Origin of the sequence: Kribbella lupini (genome assembly GCF_039529595.1) — a bacterium.
In the GTDB taxonomy this organism is placed as follows: domain Bacteria; phylum Actinomycetota; class Actinomycetes; order Propionibacteriales; family Kribbellaceae; genus Kribbella; species Kribbella lupini.
Map to the genome: position 1 here is coordinate 129,290 of NZ_BAAANC010000006.1, position 21,096 is coordinate 150,385.

Here is a 21,096-nt window from a genome sequence, read left to right on the forward strand (position 1 = left end):
ACCAAGCCGGCCGGGTTCTCGAGCCTCCGGCCGAACCGAGGAGTCATAACCGTGGCCGTTCCGAAGCGGAAGATGTCGCGCAGCAACACCCGCAGCCGCCGGGCCCAGTGGAAGACCACTGCCCCGTCGCTGGTGACCTGCGTGAACCCCGCCTGCCGCGCGAAGCACCTGCAGCACACCGTTTGCCCGACCTGCGGCCAGTACGGCGCGAAGGGCGAGCGTCGCCAGGTCGTCGAGAGCTAAACGGCACCTACCCAGTGAATTCGGTCAACGAGACGGGGCTCTACGCCGAGCTGAACCAGCGGCTCGGCGTATCGCTGGCTGACGAACTACTGGAGCACGCCTTCACCCACCGTTCGTTCGCGTACGAGAACGGTGGGCTGCCGACCAACGAGCGCCTGGAGTTCCTCGGGGACTCCGTGCTCGGCGTCATCGTCACGGAGTCGCTGTTCCGCAACCATCCGGACCTCTCCGAGGGCCGGCTGGCCAAGTTGCGCGCCGCGGTGGTCAACATGCGCGCGCTCGCCGGGGTCGCTCGCGACCTCAAGCTCGGCAAGTACCTGCGGCTCGGGCGCGGCGAGGAGGCCACCGGTGGACGCGACAAGTCGTCGATCCTGGCCGACTGCGTCGAGGCGCTGATCGGCGCGGTCTACCTGGACCGTGGGTTCGAGGTGGCCGGCGGGGTCGTGCACACGCTGTTCGACGAGCTGATGGAGTCGTCGGCGCGGCTCGGAGCCGGCCTGGACTGGAAGACGTCGCTGCAGGAGCTGGTCGCCCAGCTCGGCGTCGGCGTCCCGGAGTACGTGATCGCCGAGTCCGGTCCCGACCACGCCAAGACGTTCGAGGCGCGGGTCCGGATCGGTGCCGACACCTATGGGCACGGCATCGGCCGGAGCAAGAAGGAAGCCGAGCAGCAGGCGGCCGAAACGGCCTGGAAAGCCTTGCGGGCGGCGCATCCGGACAGCATCGACCCGTCCCAGCAGCCCTGAGGTGCCTGAGCTTCCTGAAGTAGAGGTCGTTCGCCGCGGACTCGCGGACTTCACCACCGGGCGGACGATCGACGCCGTCGAAGTACTGCATCCTCGTCCGGTCCGGCGGCACCTCGCCGGGCCGGACGATTTCGTCGCCACCCTCAAGGGCCAGACGTTCCGTACGCCGGCCCGGCGCGGCAAGTACCTGTGGCTCCCGCTGGAGTCGGGCGACGCCGTCCTGGCGCACCTCGGGATGAGCGGCCAGTTCCGGGTCCAGCCGGTCGGCGCGCCGGACGAGAAGCACCTGCGGATCCGTTTCCGGTTCGCCGACAGCGGGGGAGAGGTCCGTTTTCTGGACCAGCGGATGTTCGGTGGTCTGTCGTACGCCGAGGGCGGCGCCGAACTGCCCGCCGAGATCGCGCACATCGCCCGCGACCCGTTCGACCCGCTGTTCGACCTGGACGCGGCCGCCGCCGGTCTGCGCCGCCGCAAGACCGGACTGAAGCGGGCGCTGCTCGACCAGACGGTGGTCAGCGGAATCGGCAACATCTACGCCGACGAGGCGTTGTGGCGGGCCAAGCTGCACTACGCCAAGGCCACCGAGACGCTGAAACCCCAACAGGCCAAGGAGATTCTCGGTCACGCCCGGGCGGTGATGGCCGAGGCGCTGGACGTCGGCGGGACCAGCTTCGACGCCCTGTACGTCAACGTGAACGGGGAATCCGGCTACTTCGAGCGGGGCCTGGCGGTCTACGGCCAGGAGGGCTCGCCGTGCCCGCGCGACGGCCGCCCGATCCGGCGCGAGCCGTTCATGAACCGTTCCTCGTTCCGCTGCCCGAAGTGTCAGCCGGCGCCACGACACGCCCGGTGGTGAGCGGTAAACGATGATTTGACGTACCCCAGGTTGACCCTTGGCGTACCGGGTGTCACCCTGAAAGACGGCACATCTTTTGAGAAGCGCTCCTCGGACCGGGGGCGCTACCAGCCAGAAAAACCCTTCCGGAGGACAGCACAATGGCCAAGGCTCTTCTAGGGCATCTTGGAGGCACTGACCCGCGTCTGCTCGAGCAGGTTCGCCTGCTCAACCGGCGCGTCGCGGACCTGGAGGCGCACGTGATGCGGCTGCAGGCAGAGAACGACCACCTGGTCGCAGCCGTTCACGACGGCCGGCTGCTCACCGTGGACGAGGCACTCAACACGCCTGCCCACGTCTGACCAGCGCGACAGACCAGTCAGTACCAGCTGACCCGGGACCGTCGGTCCCGGGGAGCTTTCGCACCGTCCGCACCACCCACGGCGGCGGCCCGTACCGGGCCTCCGCCGTACTTTTTGCGTTTCTGTCTCGGATCGACGTGGCCTCCCGGGCCCGCGCGACCGTCCGACGTAGACTCGGGTCCGGAACACCTTCCCCCGGGTAGCCGCAGCAGCACCGGCAGTTACGACGGTTCCATCGGATACCGTCTGTCCTTTCACGGGTTGGGAGCAAGGCTTTGTACCTGAAGAGCATGACGCTCCGGGGTTTCAAGTCGTTCGCCTCGGCGACGACGATGAACTTCGAACCAGGGATCACCTGCATCGTCGGCCCGAACGGCTCCGGCAAGTCCAACGTCGTGGACGCCCTGGCCTGGGTGATGGGCGAGCAGGGTGCGAAGTCGCTGCGCGGCGGCAAGATGGAGGACGTCATCTTCGCCGGCACCTCCGGCCGCAGCCCGCTGGGCCGCGCCGAGGTGGTGCTCACCATCGACAACACCGACGGCGCGCTGCCGATCGAGTACGCCGAGGTGACGATCTCCCGGACGATGTTCCGCAACGGCGGCTCCGACTACCAGATCAACGGCCAGAACTGCCGGCTGCTCGACGTCCAGGAACTGCTCAGCGACTCCGGCATCGGCCGCGAGATGCACGTCATCGTCGGCCAGGGCCAGCTCGACTCGATCCTGCGCGCCACGCCCGAGGGCCGGCGCGGCTTCGTCGAGGAGGCGGCCGGCGTCCTGAAGCACCGCAAGCGCAAGGAGAAGGCGCTGCGGAAGCTGGAGTCGACCGAGGGCAACGTGCACCGCCTCGGCGACCTGATCACCGAGATCCGCCGTCAGCTCAAGCCGCTCGGCCGCCAGGCCGAGGTCGCCCGCCGCGCCGTCACCATCCAGGCCGAGGTCCGCGACGGCCGGTCCCGGCTGCTCGCCGACGACATCGTCCAGGCCCAGTCCGCGCTCGAGGCCGAGCTCAAGGACGAGGCCGCGATGACCCAGCGCCGGGCCGAGATCGAGGAGGCGCTGCGCGAGGCCCGGGAGACCGAGGCCGACCTCGAAGAGGCGCTGCGCGAGGACGCGCCGGCCCTGCAGGCCGCCCAGGACACCTGGTACTCGCTGTCCGGCTTCGGTGAGCGGATCAAGGGCACCGCCCGGATCGCCGCCGACCGGATCCGGTCGCTGAACGACGAGGCCGACGAGCCGCGTGCCGGGCGCGACCCCGAGGAGCTGGAGCTGGAGGCGGCCCGGGTCCGCGAGACCGAGGCGCAGATCGAGGCCGAGGTCGAGGCCCACTCCGAGCTGCTCGCCGAAGCGATCGAACGCCGCCAGCAGCTCGAGGCCGAGCACGCCGAGGAGGAGCGCCGGATCGCCGCGCTGATCCGGGCGTCCGCCGACCGCCGCGAGGGCCTGGCCCGGCTGACCGGCCAGGTGAACGCGCTGAAGAGCCGCGCGGCCGCCGCCGAGTCCGAGATCGGCCGGCTCGCCGCCAACCAGCGCGAGGCCGAGCAGCGTGCCGCGAAGGCGCAGCACGACTTCACTGCCCTGGAGACCCAGGTGGCCGGTCTCGACGCCGGTGAGAAGGGCCTCGACGACCAGTTCGAGGCCGCGCAGAGCGTCCTGGACGAGATGGACGAGCGGCTCACCAAGGTGCGCGCCGAGGAGCGCGACGCCGAGCGCGAGCGGGCCGGGCTGACCGCCCGCAAGGACGCGCTGGAGATGGGCCTGAACCGCAAGGACGGCGCCGGCGCCCTGCTGGCCGCCTCCGAGCAGGTGACCGGGCTGATGGGGTCCGTGGCCGCGCTGCTGAGCGTCCGTGGGGGCTACGAGACCGCCATCGCCGCGGCCCTCGGTGAGGCCGCCGACGCGGTTGCCGTGACGCACGTGGCCGCGGCCGTCGAGGCGGTCGGGCACCTGAAGGAGCACGACCTCGGCCGCGCCGGGATGCTGCTGGGCGACGCGCCGGCCGAGGACTACGCGTCCTGGCCGCAGCTGCCGTACGGCGCGACGTACGCCGTGGAGGTCGTGGACTGCCCCGAGCAGCTGCGCCCGGCGCTGCGCCGCCTGCTGCGCAAGGTCGCGGTGGTGGACGACGTGGCCGCGGCACAATCGCTGGTGCAGCACCTGCCGGACGTGACCGCGACGACCCGGCAGGGCGACGTACTGGGTGCGCACTTCGCGTACGGCGGATCGGACGCCGCGCCGAGCCTGATCGAGGTCCAGTCGGCGGTCGACGAGGCCACGGAGAAGCTGGCCGAGGCGACGGCGCGCAGCGAGCGGCTGCGGTTCGAGCTGGCGGCGCTGGAGCAGGAGCGGGCGCAGCAGAAGGAGCACGTCGAGATCACGCTGGCCCGGCTGCACGAGTCGGACGCGGCGATGGCGGCGGTGGCCGAGCAGCTGGCCCAGTTCGGGTCGCTGGCCAAGGCGTCGCGCGGTGAGGCGCAGCGGATGGCCGAGGCGATCGCGGCCGCCGAGGAGGAGCGCGACCGGAACCTGTCCGGCCTCGCCGACCTCGAGCAGCGCCTGAACGACGCGGAGATGTTCGACGAGGACGGCGGCGACGAGCCGGACCCGACCGAGCGCGACCGGCTCGCCGAGGCGGCCAAGGCCGGCCGGGCGGCCGAGATGGAGACGCGGCTGGCGCTGCGGACCACCGAGGAGCGGGCCCGGGCGCTGTCCGGCCGGGCCGACTCGCTGGAGCGCGCGGCCCGGCAGGAGCGCGAGGCCCGGGCCCGGGCGATCGCGCGGGCGTCGCGGCGGGCCCGTCAGTCCGAGGCGGCGCAGGCCGTGCACCTGGCGGCCGGCCACGTACTGGCTCGCCTGGAGCACTCGCTGCAGCTGGCGGCCACCGAGCGCTCGGCCATCCAGGCGCAGCGCGCGGACCGCGAGAAGGGCCTGGCCCAGGCCCGGTCCTCCACACGGAACCTGAGCTCCGACCTGGAGCAGCTGACCAACACCGTGCACCGCGACCAGCTCGCGCGGGCCCAGCAGAAGATGAAGCTGGAGCAGCTGTACGAGAAGGCGCTCAGCGAGCTGGGCACCGAGGTCGAGCCGCTGATCGCGGAGTACGGGCCGGACCAGCTGGTCCCGCCGCTGCCGAAGGAGGGCGACGACCCCGACGTCGAGCAGCCGGGCGAGCCGTTCAACCGGGCCAAGGTGGAGAAGCGGCTCAAGTCGGCCGAGCGGGCGCTCGGCCAGCTCGGCCGGATCAACCCGCTCGCCCTCGAGGAGTTCGAGGCGATGGAGGAGCGGCACCGGTTCCTGGCCGAGCAGCTGGACGACCTGAAGAAGTCCCGCCGCGACCTGATGGACATCGTCAAGGAGGTCGACGACCGCGTCGAGCAGGTCTTCACCGAGGCCTACCGTGACGTCGAGGTCGCCTTCGAGCACGTCTTCAGCCGGTTGTTCCCCGGTGGTGAGGGCCGGCTCGTGCTGACCGACCCCAGCGACATGCTGGCCACCGGCATCGACGTCGAGGCCCGCCCGCCCGGCAAGAAGGTCAAGCGGCTGTCGCTGCTGTCCGGCGGCGAGCGCTCGCTGGTCGCGGTCGCGTTCCTGGTCGCGCTGTTCAAGGCCCGCCCGTCGCCGTTCTACATCCTCGACGAGGTCGAGGCCGCGCTGGACGACACCAACCTCGGCCGGCTCCTGGAGATCTACGAGGAGCTCCGCGAGAACAGCCAGCTCCTGGTCATCACCCACCAGAAGCGCACGATGGAGGTCGCCGACGCCCTGTACGGCGTCACCATGCGCGGCGACGGCGTCTCCGCGGTCATCTCCCAACGCATCCGCGAAGCCGAACCGGCGTAGCCCTTCTCCGCAACGGTTCCGGTGTTCGGAGGGCGTACCGACTGCTCCGGCGCGCCCTGACGAAGCGATTTCGCCTCGGGCATTTTCTCGCGACGGCCGGCGTTCCTGTCACCACGCCAGTCGGCATGCCAGAAGTGCCGGCGCCAAGTCAGGAGGCTTGCGATGCACGCGAAGAACGAAGGCTTGAGTCTCGGGTACCGGTTCAAGTGGCGGCTGGACTACGTGCTGCTGCACGCGGCCGGGCCGGCCACCCTGTCCGAGGAGCTCGACCCGCGGTCGAGGATGAAGCGGCAGCGTGCCGCGCGCTCTCGGCGGGCCCGGCGGGAGCGCTGGGTGCGCGAGGTGCAGACCGGCCAGTTCTTGCGGCGTGCGGAGCTGCGGGGCGGAGTACTGGCCGAGGGCGTCGCCGAATAGCCGAGGAGTTGACTTCTCCGAGACGACCGGTCATATTGGAAGCATGGCGCGGAGGAGCATGCGGGAAGAGATCGTCGACGCGGCGTTGGCCCAGTTCCACGAGAAGGGGTTCAACGCGGCGGCGGTGAAGGACATCACCGACCGTGCGGGCGTGCCGAAGGGGTCGTTCTACAACCACTTCGCGAGCAAGGAAGCGCTGGCGATCGTGGCGCTCGAGCGGTACGGCGAGCAGCGGCGGCTGAAGGACCTGGCCGACCCGGCGGTGCCGCCGGTCGAGCGGATCCGCAAGCACTTCGAGTTCCTGCGCGACGAGGTGGTCCAGTTCGGCATCACTCGGGGGTGCCTGCTGGGGAACTTCGGGACCGAGATCGTCGATCACAGCGACCCGATCCGGGTCGCTGTGAACGAGGGCCTCGGGTACTGGAGCGGCCTGCTCGGCGCGGCGATCGCCGAGGGGCAGCAGGCCGGCGAGATCCGGACCGACCTCGGGCCCGACCGGACCGCGCGCTACCTGCTCAGCGCGTGGGAAGGCACTCTGATTCAGGCCCGCGCCGACAAGTCGCAGGCGGCGTTCGAGGTCTTCTTCGCCCTGACCTTCGACAGCCTGCTCAAGCCGTAGCTTTCACAGCCCCTCGGACTCCGGGGGGCTTTCTTCTGAGGAGTGCAAGATGACCGACCGTCTTGGAACCTATCGTGCCGTCGAGGCGCTCGACGGCGTGTTCACGCTGGTCGACAAACCGTTCACCGCGCCCGACCCCGGCCGGGTGCGGATCGCGGTCGAGGCCTGCGGGATCTGCCACAGCGACGAGGCCGGCGTGCACAACCTGCTCGGCGCGCTGCCGCCCGGTACGCCGGTCGTGCCGGGCCACGAGATCGTCGGCCGGGTCGACGCGCTCGGCGACGGCGTCACCGGCTGGCAGGTCGGCGACCGGGTCGGCGTCGGCTTTCACGCCGGCCCGTGCCTGGTCTGCGCGAACTGCCGCCGCGGCGACTTCGTGTTCTGCACCGACCAGCCGATCGCCGGCGTCAGCATCGACGGCGGGTACGCCGAGTACATGACCACCCGCGCCAGCGGCCTGGTCGCCGTACCGGAGGGCATCTCGGCCGCCGAGGCGGCGCCGCTGCTGTGCGCCGGAATCACCGTGTTCAACGGACTCCGCAAGAGCGCCGCCCGGCCCGACGCGCTGGTCGCCGTCCAGGGCATCGGTGGCCTCGGCCACCTGGCCATCCAGTACGCCGCCAAGCTCGGGCTGCGCGTGGTCGCGATCGCCCGCGGTGAGGCGAAGCGGGACCTGGCCCTCAAGCTCGGCGCCGACGAGTACATCGACAGCACCGCGGTCGACCCGGCCAAGGCGCTGCAGGAGCTCGGCGGCGCGCAGGTCGTCATCGCGACCGGCACCAGCGGCGCCGCGATCACCGCGCTGCTCGGCGGGCTCGCGCTGCACGGCCGGCTGATCGTCGTCGGTGTCACCAGCGACCCGGTCGAGGTCGGCATGTCGGTGATCTTCAGCGACCAGACCATCCAGGGGTCGCTGACCGGCACCCCGAGCCAGAACGAGGAGAACCTCGCGTTCGCCCTCGCGCACGACGTCCGGCCGATGGTCGAGACGGTCCCGCTGGAGCACGCGGGCACGGCGTACCAGCGGATGCTGTCCGGCGACGCCCGGTTCCGCATGGTCATCACCACCAACCACTGAGGGGTCACGGACATGAGCCAGTTGATTCTGAACGCGATCGGCGACATCGAGGCGAACACCGAGCTGGTCGAGGCACCCGACCTGACTGTCGGCGTGGGTGAGGCGCTGGTCCGGATCGAGGCCGCCGCGATCAACCCGGTGGACTTCATGCTCGCCGCGGGGACGTACGGCTACCAGGCGCAGGTCCCGTTCGCGCTCGGCTCCGAAGGGGTCGGGCGGGTCGTGGAGTCCGGCGACCCGGAGCTGCAGGGCCGGCGCGTGCTGATCGTGCCGAACTACCAGCAGGGCACCTGGGCCGACGAGGTCGTGGTCAAGGCCGAGAACCTGGTCGTCATCCCGGACGAGGGAGACGCGCTGCAGTTGGCGATGGTGGGGATCAACCCACTAACGGCGCACCTGCTGCTGACCGAGTTCGTCGACCTGAAGCCGGGGGACTGGATCGGGCAGAACCTGGGCAACTCGTCCGTCGGCCAGTACGTGATCGGTCTGGCCAAGCACCTCGGCCTGAAGACCGTCAGCGCCGTACGCCGGGAGGAGGCGGCCGCCAAGCTCCGCGCGCTCGGTGCCGACGTGGTGGTCGTGGACGGCGAGGACCTGGCCGGCCGGATCAAGCAGCGGCTGGACGGCGCCGAGCTGAAGCTGGCGCTGGACGGCACCGGTGACGCGACGATCGGGGCGCTCGCCCAGGCCGTCGAGTTCGGCGGCACGGTGGTCAGCTACTCCAGCGTGACCGGCCAGCCGCCGGTCGTCGGTCTTGGGGACTCCATCTACCGGCAGCTGACCCTGCGCGGCCTGTGGATCGTGAACTGGCTGAGCACCGCGTCCAAGGCCGAGCTGGACAAGACGTACACGGAGCTGGCGGCGATGGTCGCGTCCGGCGTACTGAGTCTGGAGGTCGGGGCGACGTACTCGCTGGCCGACTACCGCAAGGCCTGGGACCACGCTCGCGAAGCCGGCCGCGACGGGAAGATCCTGTTCAGGCCGTGATGGTCATCGAGGCGACCTGGTCGCCCTGGACCTCGAAGGTGAAGTGGGACGGGCCGTTGAAGCCGTCGCCACCGACCTGGGTGAGCAGGGTGACCGGGTTGCCGGGCGTGGCGACCGTCGTACCGGTGAAGGTGACGTTCTTGCCGATGAACTCGGCGCCGCTCCAGGAGCGGATCCGGTCCGGGCCCTGGAACTTGCGGCCCCAGTCGTCGACGTAGCCGTCGGGGGCGAAGGCCGCGACGAAGGCGTCGGCGTCGAGCTGGTCGATGGCGTCCAGGGCGCGTTGGACGGCGGCGGGGATGTCGTTGCTCATTACGTGACGATAACCCCCGCCGCCGGCGTTGAACCGGTGCGGGGACGTGGCCGTGTGGAGGGTGTTCGAGAAACACATCTCCCGAGGAGCAGTCCCATGAAGCGTTTCGCCTTTGCCGCCGCCACCGCCGTACTCGGTCTGGCGGTCCTGACCGCCTGTGGCACCGGCAACGGCACGACGACCCCCGCCGCCGCGCCGCAGAGCCAGAGCACCACCACCCCGGACCAGGCCGCCGCGCCGAAGCTGGCGACGGCCGACGTCGCGAACTTCGGCAAAGTCGTTGTCGATGGCAACGGGCGGACCCTGTACGTGTTCGACAACGACAAGGCCAGCCCGTCGATGTCCACCTGCGACGGTGAGTGCGCCGCGTTGTGGCCGCCGGTGAAGGCCGGGACCACCGCACCCCAGCTGGACGGCATCAACGCGTCGCTGGTCGGCACGGTGACCCGGACCGACGGCAGCAAGCAGCTCACGCTGGCAGGCCTGCCGCTGTACCAGTACGCGCCCGACACCAAGCCCGGCGACGCCAAGGGCCAGGGCGTGCTCGGTACGTGGTGGGTGGTCGGTGCGAACGGTCAGAAGATCACCACTCCCGCCGCAGGCGACTCCGGCAACGCCGGCTACTGAGGCACCACGATGTCGGTCGGGTACGTGCTCCAGGGCCCTGCGACGGCTCGGCAGGGCGGATCGCCTAGGGTACGAACGACCGCGAGCGTCGAGGCCGGGAGGACTGCGGTGGGCGAGCCGGACCGCAGTGCCGAGGAGCTGATCCGCTCCCTGTACGCCGAGCACGGCCGCAGCCTGCTCGCGTACGCCACCCGGGCCGACCGGCGACCGGGCCGCTGCCGAGGACGTCGTGCAGGAGACCCTGCTGCGCGCCTGGAAGCACTCGGACGACCTGATCGCCGGCAAGGGCTCGGTCCGCGGCTGGTTGCTGACGGTGGCCCGCAACATCGTCACCGACCGGGCCCGGGCCCGCGCCGTACGGCCTGCTGAGGTCGCCGAGGTGGAGGACCGGCCGCCGGTCGAGCGGGACCACTCCGACGCGGTGGTCAACAGCATGGTCGTGCTGGAGGCGCTGGAGCACGTCACACCGGAGCACCGCGAGGTCCTGGTGGAGCTGTACTACCGGGGCCGGACGGTGACCGAGGCCGCGAAGGAGCTGGGCGTCCCGCCCGGTACCGTGAAGTCGAGATCGTATTACGCCCTCCGAGCGCTGCGGAGTGCGCTGGGCGGAGCCGGAGCGGAGGTGGCCCGATGAGTACGAGTGACAGCGGGCACGACCGCTCCCAGCTCGGTGCGTACGCGCTGGGCGCGCTGGAGCCCGACGAGGCCCGTGAGGTCGAGCAGCACCTGGCCGGCTGTGCGGAGTGCTCGGCCGAGGTGGCTGAGTTCGAGGAGATGAAGGAGTTCCTCGGCGAGGTGCCGCCGGAGGCGTTCCTGGACGGACCGCCGGCAGACGGCGACCTGCTGCTGCAGCGGACGCTGCGGGCGGCACGCGTCGAGTCGTCCCCGGCCCAGGCCTCGGCTCCGGCTCCGGCGTCGGTGGCCAAGGTCAAGCCTCGCCGCCGCTGGTTGCTGGCGGCCGCCACGGTCGTGGTCGTTGCCGGAGCGCTGGGCGGCGGCATCGCGATCGGGCGGCAGTCGGTCGACCAGGTGGTGGCCGAGGAGACGCCCGCCGGGTCGAAGCAGGTCACGGCGACCGATGCGGTGACCGGTACGACGATGGCGACGACGGTCGAGCCGCGGACCGGCTGGAGCTGGATCGTGGTCGACCTGACCGGCCTGAAGGCCGGCGCCGAGTGCGAGATGCTCGTCACCGACAAGGCCGGCCGGACGTGGACGGCCGGGAGCTGGATCGTGTCGGAGAAGGCCGCCCGCGAGGGCAGCCGGTTCGGCGGTGGAGTGCTGGTGCCGCCGGAGCAGGTGCGATCGGTGGAGATCCGGACCGTTCAGGGGGAGCACGTCGTCACGACCCAGGTGTGAAAACCCGCTTGCCGGAAGGGAGAGGATGGAACGGTGGCTGACTCCTCCGAAGACCTGAAGGCACGTCGTAAGGCTGCTGCCGCCGAGTCCACTCGCTGGCTGACCGGGCGCCGCCCGTCAGTGGCGGACGCCCTGCGCAAGTTGGCCGACGTCGCTACCGACGAAGAGCGTGACGGCTACGGCAGCGGCGGTGAGGTCGCCCTGCTGGAGTCGGAGGTCGCCGAGCTGCTGGGCAAGCCGGCGGCGGTGTTCATGCCGACCGGGATCGCCGCGCAGCAGAGCGTGCTGCGCGTCTTCGCCGACCGGGCCGGTACGCAGCGGGTGGCGGTCCACGGGCTGTCCCACCTCCTGGTGCACGAGCTGAACGCGTTGGAGGAAGTGCACCGGCTCCGGATCGAGCGGCTGACCGCCGAGCCGCGGCAGCCGCGGCCGGACGAGTTGGCGGCCATCCCGGGCTCGCTGGCGGCGGTGACGCTGGAGCTGCCGCTGCGCGACGCCGGGTTCGTGCTGCCCACGTGGGACGAGCTGGTGCTCTTCGCCGAGGCCTGTGCGGCGCGCGGCGTACCGCTGCATCTGGACGGTGCCCGGCTGTGGGAGAGCACGCCGTACCTGGGACACAGCCTGGCCGAGGTCGCTGAGCTGGCCACGACGGTCTACGTGTCGTTCTACAAGGGCCTTGGCGGGCTGAGCGGCGCCGCGGTCGCCGGCCCGGTCGACGTGATCGCGGAGGTACGCCGTTGGCAGCGCCGGCTCGGTGCCAACCCCTACACGCTCTTCCCGTACGCCGTATCGGCGCGCGAGGGTCTGCGCTCGGTGCTGCCACTGATGGGCGACCTGCACGACCGCGCGGTCGAGCTGGCGGTCGGGCTGCAGGCCAACGGGTTCCGGGTCTTCCCGGAGCCGCCGCACACGAACTCGTTCCGCGTCTACGCGCCGCGGCCGGCCGACAAGATGGAGCGGGCCGCCGTCCGCCGGATGGAGGCGACGCGCGAGTCGCTGACCTACCTGTGGCGCGCGGCCGACGTACCGGGCTGGTCGTGGGTCGAGCTGGTGGTGACTCCGGACACGTTGGCGTGGCCTGTCGACGAAGTGGTCAAGGCTTTCGGGGAACTTCTGGGAGACTGAGTGCGTATCACCTGTGAGGTTGTTCGCATCAAGGCGGGGAGAGTTGTAAGTCTGTGCTGACGTTCGTTTTCACCATGATCGTTCTGCTGGTTCTGTCGGGGCTCGTGCTGCTTGCGGTGGCGCGAGGTGAGGGTAAGCACTTCGGGTAAGTAATTGCTACAAGCAACAAAAGGCGTCAGCGGACGGCTTCGGCCAGCGCCTTCAGCACGGGAGCGGCGACGGTGACGGTGGGCAGCACGAGCAGTGCGACCGCCGTCGCGTAGGTCGCCGCCGACAGCAGGGGGAAACGCGGTTCGGGGTCGGCCAGACGCTGGACTCTCAGCACCGTCGCGGACTTGGCCATCGCCATGCCCGCGGCGGGTGCCGGGGAGCCGGCGAGCGCGACCAGCGCACGGGCCAGCGGGAGCGGTCCGTTGCGGCGACGGGCGTCGTCGTCGGCGAGCAGCTCGACGAGCGTGCGTGCCTGCTCCAGGGCGACATCGCTGCGGACCCAGCGCGGGAACGCCATGTGCAGTGCCGTGAACGCCTCCAGGACCAGATCGTGCCTGGCGCGCAGGTGCGCTTGCTCGTGCGCCAGTACGGCGCGCAGCTCGCCGTCGTCGAGCCGCTCGAGCGCGCCCACAGACACGACGACGCGGGAGCCGCGCATGGCCGGCAGGCAGTAGGCGAGCGGAGTCTTTTCGGCCAGCACCCGCAGCCCGGGGATCAGGCCGTCCGGAGTTGCCAGTACGTCGACCAGGTCGCGGTGGCGCTTGCGGCGGGCCCTGGTGCCGATGGCGACGCGGCCGACGGCGTACAGGAGTCTGATGGCGACCAGCGCGGTCAGTGCGAGCACTGCTGCCGCGGCGAGGTCTCTGGGGGACGACGGGTCGAAGCGTGGCTCACCGGGCTGACCTGCTGTCGAGTACGACAGGGAGATGCCGGCGCCGAGCGCGGCCAGGACGGCTGCGATCGCCAGGGACTGCCAGAGAGCTATCGCCGCGCGCGGGATGCGGTAGGGCCAGCTGGATCGAGCCAGCAGGGCCGGAGCCGGCCCGGTCAGCACCAGAGCCAGTGCCGCGAGCAGGATCGGGGTGATCACCCCTCTCGCGCCTCGAGCCTGCTCAGGGCCTCGCGCAGCAGCGCGGCCTCCTCGTCGGAGACCTGACCGACGAACCGGACCAGCGCCTCCCGGCGGTCGCCGGCCTGGTCGAGCGCGTCGCGCATCAGGTCGACAGCCAGGTCGGCGCGCGGCGCCGAGGCCTTGTACCGCCAGGCCTTGCCGTCGCGCTCGCGCTCGGTGAGCTTCTTCTTGGCCAGCCGGTCCAGTACGGTCATGACGGTGGTGTAGGCCAGGTCGCGGGTGAGCGAGAGCCGCTCGTGCACCTCCCGCACGGTGAGCGCGGTGTCGGCCGCCCAGAGCTGCTCCATCACCACCCGCTCGAGCTCGCCGAGCGGTCGCGGAGCCTTCGGGTCGGTGGTCACGTGACCAGTATAACTACAGCTTGTAGTAGATCATCGGCGGCATCTACTACGAAGCGTCGTAGATCTGCGCTAGCATTTACTACGTAACGTCGTAGATCGTTCGGGAGGGGCCCGATGGACACGCTGGACCTGGCGCGCTGGCAGTTCGCGATCACCACCGTCTACCACTTCTTCTTCGTGCCGGTGACGATCTCGCTGGTCGCGATCACGGCCGGGCTGCAGACCGCGTGGTACCGGACGGGCCAGGACAAGTACCTGCGGCTGACCAAGTTCTACGGGAAGCTCTTCCTGATCAACATCGCGATGGGCGTCGTCACCGGCCTGGTCCAGGAGTTCCAGTTCGGGATGAACTGGAGCGACTACTCGCGCTTCGTCGGGGACGTGTTCGGGGCGCCGCTGGCGCTGGAGGGGCTACTGGCGTTCTTCCTCGAGTCGACCTTCATCGGGTTGTGGATCTTCGGCTGGGACCGGCTGCCGAAGAAGGTGCACCTGGCCTGCATCTGGATGGTGGTGCTCGGCACGCAACTGTCGGCGTACTTCATCCTGGCGGCCAACTCGTGGATGCAGAACCCGGTGGGCTTTCGCTACAACGCCGAGCGGGGCCGGGCCGAGCTGACCGACATCTGGGCGGTGCTGACCAACAAGGTCGTGCTGGTCACCTTCCCGCACACGATCTTCGCCGCGTTCATGGTCGGGGGCGCGTTCGTCGCCGCGGTCGCGATCTGGCACCTGGTGCGCCGGCCCGGCGTCGACACGGGCGCGTTCCGGACCGCCATGCGACTCGGCGCGGTGATCGTGATCGCGGCCGGCGCCGGGGTGGCGCTGAGCGGTGACCAGCAGGGCAAGGTGATGACCGAGGTGCAGCCGATGAAGATGGCGGCGGCCGAGGCGCTGTACGAGTCGGAGAAGCCGGCGTCGTTCTCGGTGTTCACGGTCGGCACGCTGGACGGGTCGAAGGAGATCTTCTCGGTCAAGGTGCCGTACCTGCTGTCCTTCCTGGCCACCGGCCACTTCGACGGCGAGGTGCAGGGCATCAACAACCTGCAGCAGGCCTACGAGCGGCTCTACGGCCCCGGCTCGTACAACCCGAACGTCCCGCTGACGTACTGGACCTTCCGGCTGATGATCGGGGTCGGGATGACGGCGGTGGCGCTCGCGGTCCTGCTGCTGTGGATGACCCGGAAGGGCCGTGAGCCGCACCGGCTGCTGGTCTGGATGGCGCTGCCGCTCCCGTTGCTGCCGCTGTTCGCGAACGTGTTCGGCTGGGTGTTCACCGAGACCGGGCGGCAGCCGTGGCTGGTGTTCGGGCTGATGCCGACCTCGGCCGGGGTGTCGCCGGGGACGACCAGCGCGGAGATCCTGACCAGCCTGCTCGGATTCACGGTCCTGTACGGCGTACTGGCGGTGGTCGAGGTGAAGCTGATGCTCAAGTCGATCCGCGCCGGGCTGGCCGGGACCTCACCGCCGGCGGACCAGGACCGGCCCGACTCCGACGACGACGGCTCGGCCGAGGCCAAGCCACTGTCCTTCGCGTACTGAGGGGATGACGATGGAACTGACAACGGTCTGGTTCATGGTGATCGCGTTCCTGTGGATCGGCTACTTCGTGCTGGAGGGGTTCGACTTCGGCGTCGGCATCCTGCTGCGGGTGCTCGGCCGCAACGAGGCCGAGCGGCGAGCGGTCGTGACGACGATCGGACCGGTCTGGGACGGCAACGAGGTCTGGCTGATCACGGCCGGCGGGATGACGTTCGCGGCCTTCCCGGAGTGGTACGCGACGCTGTTCAGCGCGTTCTACCTGCCGCTGTTCGGGATCCTGGTGGCGCTGATCCTGCGCGGGGTGGCGCTGGAGTACCGCGGCAAGCGCGACGACCTGCCGTGGCGGTCCCGGATGGACACGCTGATCGCGATCGGGTCGCTGGCGCCGGCGCTGCTGTGGGGCATCGCTTTCGCCAACCTGGTCCGCGGCATTCCGCTGGACGCGTCGTACGAGTTCGTCGGTGGACTGGGCGACCTGCTGAGTCCCTTCGCTTTGCTGGGAGGTGTGACCTTCACGGCGGTGTTCGTCGCCCACGGCGCGATCTTCCTGGCCTTGCGTACGACGGACGACCTGCGTGAGCGGGCCAACCGGATGGCGGGATGGACAGGGCTGGTGGCCGCTGTGCTGGCCGTCGGGTTCCTGGCCTGGGTCCAGCAGCTCCGGGGCGACCGGTGGTCGGTGCTGCTCGCCGTGCTGGCCGCGCTGGCGCTCGTCGGTGGGCTGGTGGCCAACAGGTTGCGCCGAGAGGGCTGGGCCTTCGCGGGGACCGCACTGGCGATCGCGCTCACGGTGACGTCTCTCTTCGTCGCCGTGTTCCCCGCGGTGATGCCGTCGACGCTGGACCCGGGATCGACGCTGACCACGGCGGCGGCCGCCTCCACGCCGTACACGTTGAAGATCCTGACGGTGATCGCGGCGATCGTCACGCCACTGGTGATGCTCTACCAGGGCTGGACGTACTGGGTGTTCCGCAAGCGCGTGATCGTCGGCGTCTGATGAAGCCGGTCGATCCGCGGTTGCTGCGCCAGGCCAAGGCGGCCCGGCTGTTCATGGCCGGGTCGGTGGCCATCGGCGTCGCCACTGGCTTGCTGGTGATCCTGCAGGCCGTACTGCTTGCCCGCGGGATCTCCGGCGTTGTGCTGCACGGCTCTGGCGTTGCAGAGGTGGCCTGGTGGCTGGCGGCGGTTGTCGCGGGCCGGGCGGTGCTGATGTGGTTGCAGGAGGTCGTGGCCCAGCGGGCCGCGGCTGCGGTGAAGTCGACGCTGCGGCGGCGAGTGCTGGAGCACTCGCTGAAGCTGGGGCCTTCGTGGCTCAGTGGGGAGCGCAGCAGCCAGCTGACCACGCTGCTGACCAAGGGACTGGACGACCTCGACCCGTACTTCGCCCGGTACCTGCCGCAGCTCGTGCTGGCGGCGACCGTGCCGGCCGGAGTCGTCGGCTGGATGGCGACCGGTGACCTGATCGCCGCGGCCACCGTGGTGGTGACGCTGCCGCTCATCCCGTTGTTCATGGCGCTGGTGGGCTGGGCCACGCAGGCCTACAGCCGGCGGCGGCAGCGGGCGCTCGACGTACTGGCTCATCACTTCTCGGACGTGGTGTCCGGGCTGGCCACGCTGAAGCTGTTCGGCCGGGCCAAGGGCCAGGCCGAGTCTGTACGACGGGTGACCGAGGAGCACCGGGTCGCGTCGATGGCGAGCCTTCGGCTGGCGTTCCTGTCGTCGTTCGTGCTGGAACTGCTGGCGAGCATCTCGGTCGCGCTGGTCGCGGTGGGTGTCGGCCTGCGGCTGGTGGACGGCAAGCTCGGGCTCGAGACCGCGTTGCTGGTGCTGATCCTGGCGCCGGAGGCCTACCTGCCGTTGCGGCAGGTCGGTGCGCAGTTCCACGCGAGCGCGGACGGGGTGGCGGCCGGCGAAGAGGTGTTCCGGGTGCTGGAGACGCCGCTGCCTCTCACCGGTGACCGGACCGATGTGCCGGATCTGCGGTCGACCGGGCTGCACCTGCACGACGTGACTGTGCGGTACCCGGATCGGGAGCAGGCAGCGTTGCAGGGCTTCGACCTGGACCTGTGGCCGGGTGAGGTGGTGGCGCTGACCGGGCCCAGCGGGGCTGGGAAGTCGACCGTGCTGGCCGCGATCCTCGGGTTCGTGGTGCCTTCCGCCGGCGTGGTCGTCGCTGGTGGGAGCGCTATGGACGAGTTCGACATGGGGGTGTGGCGGCAGCAGTTCGGGTGGGTGCCGCAGCGGCCAGGTCTGCGGGTGGGAAGCATCGCGGACAACGTGCGGCTCGGGCGGCCTGATGCGACTGACGCTGAGGTACGTCAGGCGCTGGACACGGCCGGAGCTGCCTCGTTGGAGCTCGACACGCAGGTGGGGGAGCAGGGCCAGCTGCTGTCGGGTGGTCAGCGTCGGCGGGTCGCCCTGGCTCGGGCGCTGGTCACCGATGCGCCGGTGCTGCTGCTGGACGAGCCGACGGCCGGGCTGGATCCGGCGGCCGAGGCTGCGGTCGTTGCCGGGCTGCGGGCGACCGGGCGAACGATTCTGCTGGTCGCCCACCGGCCGGCGTTGATGGACGCGGCTGATCGAGTGGTGTCGGTGTCGAGAGAGCTGGTGACGGCATGAGCGTTCTGGGACTCGCGATGCCCGCGCGGCGGGTGCGGCCGCGGCTGCTGCTCGCCGTACTGGCCGGAGTGCTCGCGTCGGGGACTGCGGTCGGCCTGCTGGCCACCTCCGCGTGGCTGATCACGAAGGCGTCGGCCGAGCCGCCGGTGCTCACGCTGCTGGTGGCGATCGTGGCCGTGCGGGCCTTCGGAGTCGGTCGCGGCGTCTTCCGGTACGTCGAGCGCCTGGCAGGCCACGACGCGGCGTACCGGGTGCTGGGCGACACCCGCGCTCGGATCACCGAGCGGCTGGAGCCGCTGGCACCCGTCGGGCTGGCGTCGTCGCGCAGTGGCGACCTGCTGGCTCGGCTGGTGCTGGACATCGACGCGGTGCTCGACCTGTGGCTGCGGGTGCTGCTGCCGGTGCTGGTTGCTGTGGTGACGGCTACGGCGACCGTCGGGCTGTTGGTGCTGCTGCTGCCGGTGGCCGGAGCTGCGGTGGCTGTCGCTGTGCTGGTTGCTTGCACGGTGGTGCCTTGGCTGACGGCCGCCAGTGCCTCCAGGGCCGAGCGGATGATGGCCGGGGCTCGGGGAGAAGTCGCGGCTGCTGCGACCGAGGACCTGCAGACGGCGGCCGACGTACTGGCTTTCAACGCAGTGGACGACGTGCTGGCGTCGTTCGAGGCGGCGGACCGGCGGTTGGCCCTGGCCCAGCGGCGGTCGGCTTGGAGTACTGGTCTCGGCGGGGCGTTGCTGGTGGTGTGCGTCGGGGCGGCGAGCATCGCCGGCCTGGCGCTCGGGACTGGAGAGTCGGGGCCGGTCTACGCGGTGCTGGTGCTGACGCCGCTGGCGCTGGCCGACGTCCTGGGTGGGATCCCGGTCGCTGCTCAGCTCGCGATCCGGGTGCGCGCCGCCCTGCAGCGGGTGGAGGACCTGCTGGGTACGCCGGTGCCGGTGGCCGAGCCGTCCGAGCCGCTGCCCATGCCGGCTGGTTCGGGACTGCAGGTGCGGGGTCTGCGCGTCGGCTACGGGTCGGACGACGTACTGCGCGACTTGGACCTCGATCTGCCCGCTGGGAGCCGGGTGGTGATCACCGGTCCGAGCGGGTCGGGCAAGAGCACGTTGGCGCTGGTGCTGCTCCGCTTCCTGGAGCCGCGCGCTGGTGAGGTGCTGCTGGACGGTTCCGACGTACGGCGGCTCGACGGCGACCAGGTGCGGTCGAGGGTCGGGCTGCTGACCCAGGAGAGCTACGTGTTCGACACGAGCATCCGGGAGAACCTGCTGCTCGCGAAGCCCGGCTCGAGCGACCTGCAGCTGTGGAACGCGCTGTACCGGGCCCGGCTCGGCGAGTTCGTGCACGGGCTGCCGAAGGGGCTCGACACGATGGTGGGGGAGCACGGCGCGCGGCTGTCCGGCGGTGAGCGGCAGCGGCTGGCGTTCGCCCGGCTGCTGCTGGCCGACCACGACGTACTCGTGCTGGACGAGCCGACCGAGCACCTGGACGAGGAGACCGCGCAGAGTCTGCTGAGCGACCTGTTCCGCGCAGCGGGCCACCGGACCGTCGTACTGCTGACGCACCGCCCGGAACTTGTGTCCCGTGAGCGACCTACCTTGGCGCTATCGGCGCCCAGGCACGCACCTCGACACCGCTATCGCTCAAGCTAGGTCGCTCACGGGACACTGCTCCTCACCCAACGCGACCGATCGTGGATCTGGCATGAGTGTCTGCCAAGATGGGGAACCGTGTTGACTTCTCAGCTTGTCCCGATGCTCGCCGACGCGGCGCTGATCGCCATCATCGCCGCTGTCGTCGTCCTGGTCGCCGCCGGAACCACCGGGCTGGTGGTCGCCCGGCGCCGGACCCGTGAGCTGCCCGCCGCGACCCCGCCCGCGCCGCTCGACACCGCGGAGCCGACCGTCGGTGAGGACGCCGAGGAGCCGCGGGACACCCCGACCCGCACGCTCGAGGACACGCAGCTGCCCGAGCTGGAGAAGCCGGAGTCGGCGCAGGGCCGCCTGGTCCGGCTGCGTGCCCGGCTGGCCCGGTCGCAGGGCTCGCTCGGCAAGGGCCTGCTCGCGCTGCTGTCCCGCGACAAGCTGGACGACGAGACGTGGGAGGACATCGAGACCACGCTGATCACGGCGGACGTCGGTGTCGCCCCGACCCAGGAGCTGGTCGAGCGGCTGCGCACCCGCGTCCGGGTCGAGGGCGTCGGTGGCGAGGAGGCGCGCGCGATCCTGCGCGAGGAGCTGATCGCGCTGGTCGACCCGTCGATGGACCGGTCGCTGAAGGTCGAGCACGAGGGCAGCCAGCCCGCCGTCGTCCTGGTCGTCGGCGTGAACGGCACCGGCAAGACCACCACGGTCGGCAAGCTGGCCCGGGTGCTGGTGGCCGAGGACAAGCACGTCGTCCTGGGCGCGGCCGACACGTTCCGGGCGGCTGCGGCCGACCAGCTGCAGACCTGGGGCGAGCGGGTCGGCGTACGGACCGTTCGGGGGCCCGAGGGCGGCGACCCGGCGAGCATCGCGTTCGACGCGGTCAAGCAGGGCATCGAGGAGCAGGCCGACGTGGTCCTGGTCGACACCGCCGGTCGTCTGCACACCAAGACCGGGCTGATGGACGAGCTGGGCAAGGTCAAGCGGGTGATCGAGAAGGCCGCCGAGGTGGACGAGGTGCTGCTCGTCATCGACGCCACCACCGGCCAGAACGGGCTGACCCAGGCCCGGGTGTTCGCCGAGGTGATCAACGTGACCGGCCTGGTGCTGACCAAGCTGGACGGGACGGCCAAGGGCGGCATCGTGATCGCGGTGCAGCGGGAGCTCGGCGTACCGGTGAAGCTGGTCGGGCTCGGCGAGGGCGCCGACGACCTGGCGCCGTTCGACCCCGAGCAGTTCGTCGACGCCCTGCTGGACTGACCCACCGCTCGACTGGCGCACGGTTGCGGCTCG

21 protein-coding genes are annotated in these 21,096 nt (G+C 70.8%); 18 read left to right on the forward strand and 3 right to left on the reverse strand.

What is annotated here, in order from left to right:
* Positions 1-51 precede the first annotated feature (51 nt).
* The 9 genes from rpmF to ABD235_RS39160 all read left to right on the forward strand — a co-directional run bounded on the left by rpmF (position 52) and on the right by ABD235_RS39160 (position 9,123).
* Positions 52-243 (forward strand): 50S ribosomal protein L32, encoded by a 192-nt coding sequence (gene rpmF, locus ABD235_RS39120; RefSeq protein ID WP_077012766.1) that lies wholly within the window; start codon positions 52-54, stop codon positions 241-243.
* Between the two features lie 14 nt (positions 244-257).
* Positions 258-989, forward strand: a complete 732-nt coding sequence (gene rnc / locus ABD235_RS39125) for a ribonuclease III (RefSeq protein ID WP_184796024.1) — start codon at positions 258-260, stop codon at positions 987-989.
* 1 nt (position 990) lies between these two features.
* Positions 991-1,845: a bifunctional DNA-formamidopyrimidine glycosylase/DNA-(apurinic or apyrimidinic site) lyase gene (gene mutM, locus ABD235_RS39130; protein WP_344183649.1), complete on the forward strand. Its 855-nt coding sequence runs from the start codon at positions 991-993 to the stop codon at positions 1,843-1,845.
* Positions 1,846-1,985: 140 nt separating this feature from the next.
* On the forward strand, positions 1,986-2,186 hold the full coding sequence (locus ABD235_RS39135; protein WP_184796022.1) for a hypothetical protein: 201 nt from the start codon (positions 1,986-1,988) through the stop codon (positions 2,184-2,186).
* Positions 2,187-2,476: 290 nt separating this feature from the next.
* On the forward strand, positions 2,477-6,025 hold the full coding sequence (gene smc / locus ABD235_RS39140; RefSeq protein ID WP_344183651.1) for a chromosome segregation protein SMC: 3,549 nt from the start codon (positions 2,477-2,479) through the stop codon (positions 6,023-6,025).
* A gap of 162 nt (positions 6,026-6,187) precedes the next feature.
* Complete coding sequence (locus tag ABD235_RS39145; protein ID WP_344183652.1) at positions 6,188-6,439, forward strand: hypothetical protein; 252 nt, start codon at positions 6,188-6,190, stop codon at positions 6,437-6,439.
* A gap of 43 nt (positions 6,440-6,482) precedes the next feature.
* Positions 6,483-7,058 carry a TetR/AcrR family transcriptional regulator gene (locus tag ABD235_RS39150; RefSeq protein ID WP_344183654.1) on the forward strand — a complete coding sequence of 192 codons (576 nt, stop codon included), beginning with the start codon at positions 6,483-6,485 and terminating at the stop codon, positions 7,056-7,058.
* A 49-nt stretch (positions 7,059-7,107) separates the two neighbouring features.
* Positions 7,108-8,136, forward strand: coding sequence for an alcohol dehydrogenase catalytic domain-containing protein (locus ABD235_RS39155; protein WP_344183656.1), 1,029 nt, complete (start codon positions 7,108-7,110; stop codon positions 8,134-8,136).
* A gap of 12 nt (positions 8,137-8,148) precedes the next feature.
* Complete coding sequence (locus ABD235_RS39160) at positions 8,149-9,123, forward strand: zinc-dependent alcohol dehydrogenase family protein (protein WP_344183658.1); 975 nt, start codon at positions 8,149-8,151, stop codon at positions 9,121-9,123.
* Here the strand turns inward: ABD235_RS39160 and ABD235_RS39165 are convergent.
* Positions 9,113-9,436, reverse strand: a complete 324-nt coding sequence (locus ABD235_RS39165) for a nuclear transport factor 2 family protein (RefSeq protein WP_344183660.1) — start codon at positions 9,434-9,436, stop codon at positions 9,113-9,115. The genes ABD235_RS39160 and ABD235_RS39165 overlap by 11 nt on opposite strands.
* 96 nt (positions 9,437-9,532) lie before the next feature.
* On the opposite strand from ABD235_RS39165, the gene ABD235_RS39170 reads away from it, so the two are divergent.
* The 4 genes from ABD235_RS39170 (at position 9,533) to ABD235_RS39185 (ending at position 12,547) form a co-directional block, all read left to right on the forward strand.
* Positions 9,533-10,063: a hypothetical protein gene (locus tag ABD235_RS39170; protein WP_344183662.1), complete on the forward strand. Its 531-nt coding sequence runs from the start codon at positions 9,533-9,535 to the stop codon at positions 10,061-10,063.
* A gap of 229 nt (positions 10,064-10,292) precedes the next feature.
* Complete coding sequence (locus ABD235_RS39175; protein WP_425553224.1) at positions 10,293-10,697, forward strand: sigma-70 family RNA polymerase sigma factor; 405 nt, start codon at positions 10,293-10,295, stop codon at positions 10,695-10,697.
* Entirely contained in the window at positions 10,694-11,422 is a 729-nt protein-coding gene (locus tag ABD235_RS39180) for an anti-sigma factor family protein (protein WP_344183663.1), read from the forward strand. The genes ABD235_RS39175 and ABD235_RS39180 overlap by 4 nt, the downstream gene beginning before the upstream one ends.
* Positions 11,423-11,455: 33 nt before the next feature.
* Complete coding sequence (locus tag ABD235_RS39185; RefSeq protein ID WP_344183665.1) at positions 11,456-12,547, forward strand: threonine aldolase family protein; 1,092 nt, start codon at positions 11,456-11,458, stop codon at positions 12,545-12,547.
* Between the two features lie 175 nt (positions 12,548-12,722).
* Here ABD235_RS39185 and ABD235_RS39190 read toward each other — a convergent pair whose 3' ends face one another.
* Positions 12,723-13,628, reverse strand: coding sequence for a M56 family metallopeptidase (locus ABD235_RS39190; protein WP_344183667.1), 906 nt, complete (start codon positions 13,626-13,628; stop codon positions 12,723-12,725).
* A complete protein-coding gene (locus tag ABD235_RS39195) occupies positions 13,625-14,011 on the reverse strand; it encodes a BlaI/MecI/CopY family transcriptional regulator (protein WP_344183668.1) in 387 nt (128 codons plus the stop codon). Before ABD235_RS39195 ends, ABD235_RS39190 begins: the two co-directional genes overlap by 4 nt.
* Positions 14,012-14,125: 114 nt before the next feature.
* Between ABD235_RS39195 and ABD235_RS39200 the strand changes: the two genes are divergently transcribed.
* The 5 genes from ABD235_RS39200 (at position 14,126) to ftsY (ending at position 21,063) form a co-directional block, all read left to right on the forward strand.
* The gene (locus ABD235_RS39200; RefSeq protein ID WP_344183670.1) at positions 14,126-15,550 is read left to right on the forward strand and encodes a cytochrome ubiquinol oxidase subunit I; all 1,425 of its coding nucleotides are present in this window, start codon (positions 14,126-14,128) and stop codon (positions 15,548-15,550) included.
* A gap of 10 nt (positions 15,551-15,560) precedes the next feature.
* On the forward strand, positions 15,561-16,547 hold the full coding sequence (gene cydB / locus ABD235_RS39205; protein ID WP_344183672.1) for a cytochrome d ubiquinol oxidase subunit II: 987 nt from the start codon (positions 15,561-15,563) through the stop codon (positions 16,545-16,547).
* The gene (gene cydD / locus ABD235_RS39210; protein ID WP_344183674.1) at positions 16,547-18,169 is read left to right on the forward strand and encodes a thiol reductant ABC exporter subunit CydD; all 1,623 of its coding nucleotides are present in this window, start codon (positions 16,547-16,549) and stop codon (positions 18,167-18,169) included. The genes cydB and cydD overlap by 1 nt, the downstream gene beginning before the upstream one ends.
* The gene (gene cydC / locus ABD235_RS39215; RefSeq protein ID WP_344183675.1) at positions 18,166-19,812 is read left to right on the forward strand and encodes a thiol reductant ABC exporter subunit CydC; all 1,647 of its coding nucleotides are present in this window, start codon (positions 18,166-18,168) and stop codon (positions 19,810-19,812) included. Before cydD ends, cydC begins: the two co-directional genes overlap by 4 nt.
* Before the next feature lie 102 nt (positions 19,813-19,914).
* Positions 19,915-21,063, forward strand: coding sequence for a signal recognition particle-docking protein FtsY (ftsY, locus tag ABD235_RS39220; RefSeq protein WP_344183866.1), 1,149 nt, complete (start codon positions 19,915-19,917; stop codon positions 21,061-21,063).
* Positions 21,064-21,096 lie beyond the last annotated feature (33 nt).

Coding starts and splice junctions, on each gene's coding strand:
- ABD235_RS39135 (WP_184796022.1), top strand. CDS start 1,986: ATGGCCAAGGCTCTTCTAGGGCATCTTGGAGGCACTGACCCGCGTCTG.
- ABD235_RS39170 (WP_344183662.1), top strand. CDS start 9,533: ATGAAGCGTTTCGCCTTTGCCGCCGCCACCGCCGTACTCGGTCTGGCG.
- ABD235_RS39145 (WP_344183652.1), top strand. CDS start 6,188: ATGCACGCGAAGAACGAAGGCTTGAGTCTCGGGTACCGGTTCAAGTGG.
- cydC (WP_344183675.1), top strand. CDS start 18,166: ATGAGCGTTCTGGGACTCGCGATGCCCGCGCGGCGGGTGCGGCCGCGG.
- ABD235_RS39155 (WP_344183656.1), top strand. CDS start 7,108: ATGACCGACCGTCTTGGAACCTATCGTGCCGTCGAGGCGCTCGACGGC.
- ABD235_RS39180 (WP_344183663.1), top strand. CDS start 10,694: ATGAGTACGAGTGACAGCGGGCACGACCGCTCCCAGCTCGGTGCGTAC.
- cydB (WP_344183672.1), top strand. CDS start 15,561: ATGGAACTGACAACGGTCTGGTTCATGGTGATCGCGTTCCTGTGGATC.
- ABD235_RS39150 (WP_344183654.1), top strand. CDS start 6,483: ATGGCGCGGAGGAGCATGCGGGAAGAGATCGTCGACGCGGCGTTGGCC.
- ftsY (WP_344183866.1), top strand. CDS start 19,915: ATGCTCGCCGACGCGGCGCTGATCGCCATCATCGCCGCTGTCGTCGTC.
- ABD235_RS39200 (WP_344183670.1), top strand. CDS start 14,126: ATGGACACGCTGGACCTGGCGCGCTGGCAGTTCGCGATCACCACCGTC.
- ABD235_RS39160 (WP_344183658.1), top strand. CDS start 8,149: ATGAGCCAGTTGATTCTGAACGCGATCGGCGACATCGAGGCGAACACC.
- ABD235_RS39165 (WP_344183660.1), bottom strand. CDS start 9,436: ATGAGCAACGACATCCCCGCCGCCGTCCAACGCGCCCTGGACGCCATC.
- cydD (WP_344183674.1), top strand. CDS start 16,547: ATGAAGCCGGTCGATCCGCGGTTGCTGCGCCAGGCCAAGGCGGCCCGG.
- smc (WP_344183651.1), top strand. CDS start 2,477: ATGACGCTCCGGGGTTTCAAGTCGTTCGCCTCGGCGACGACGATGAAC.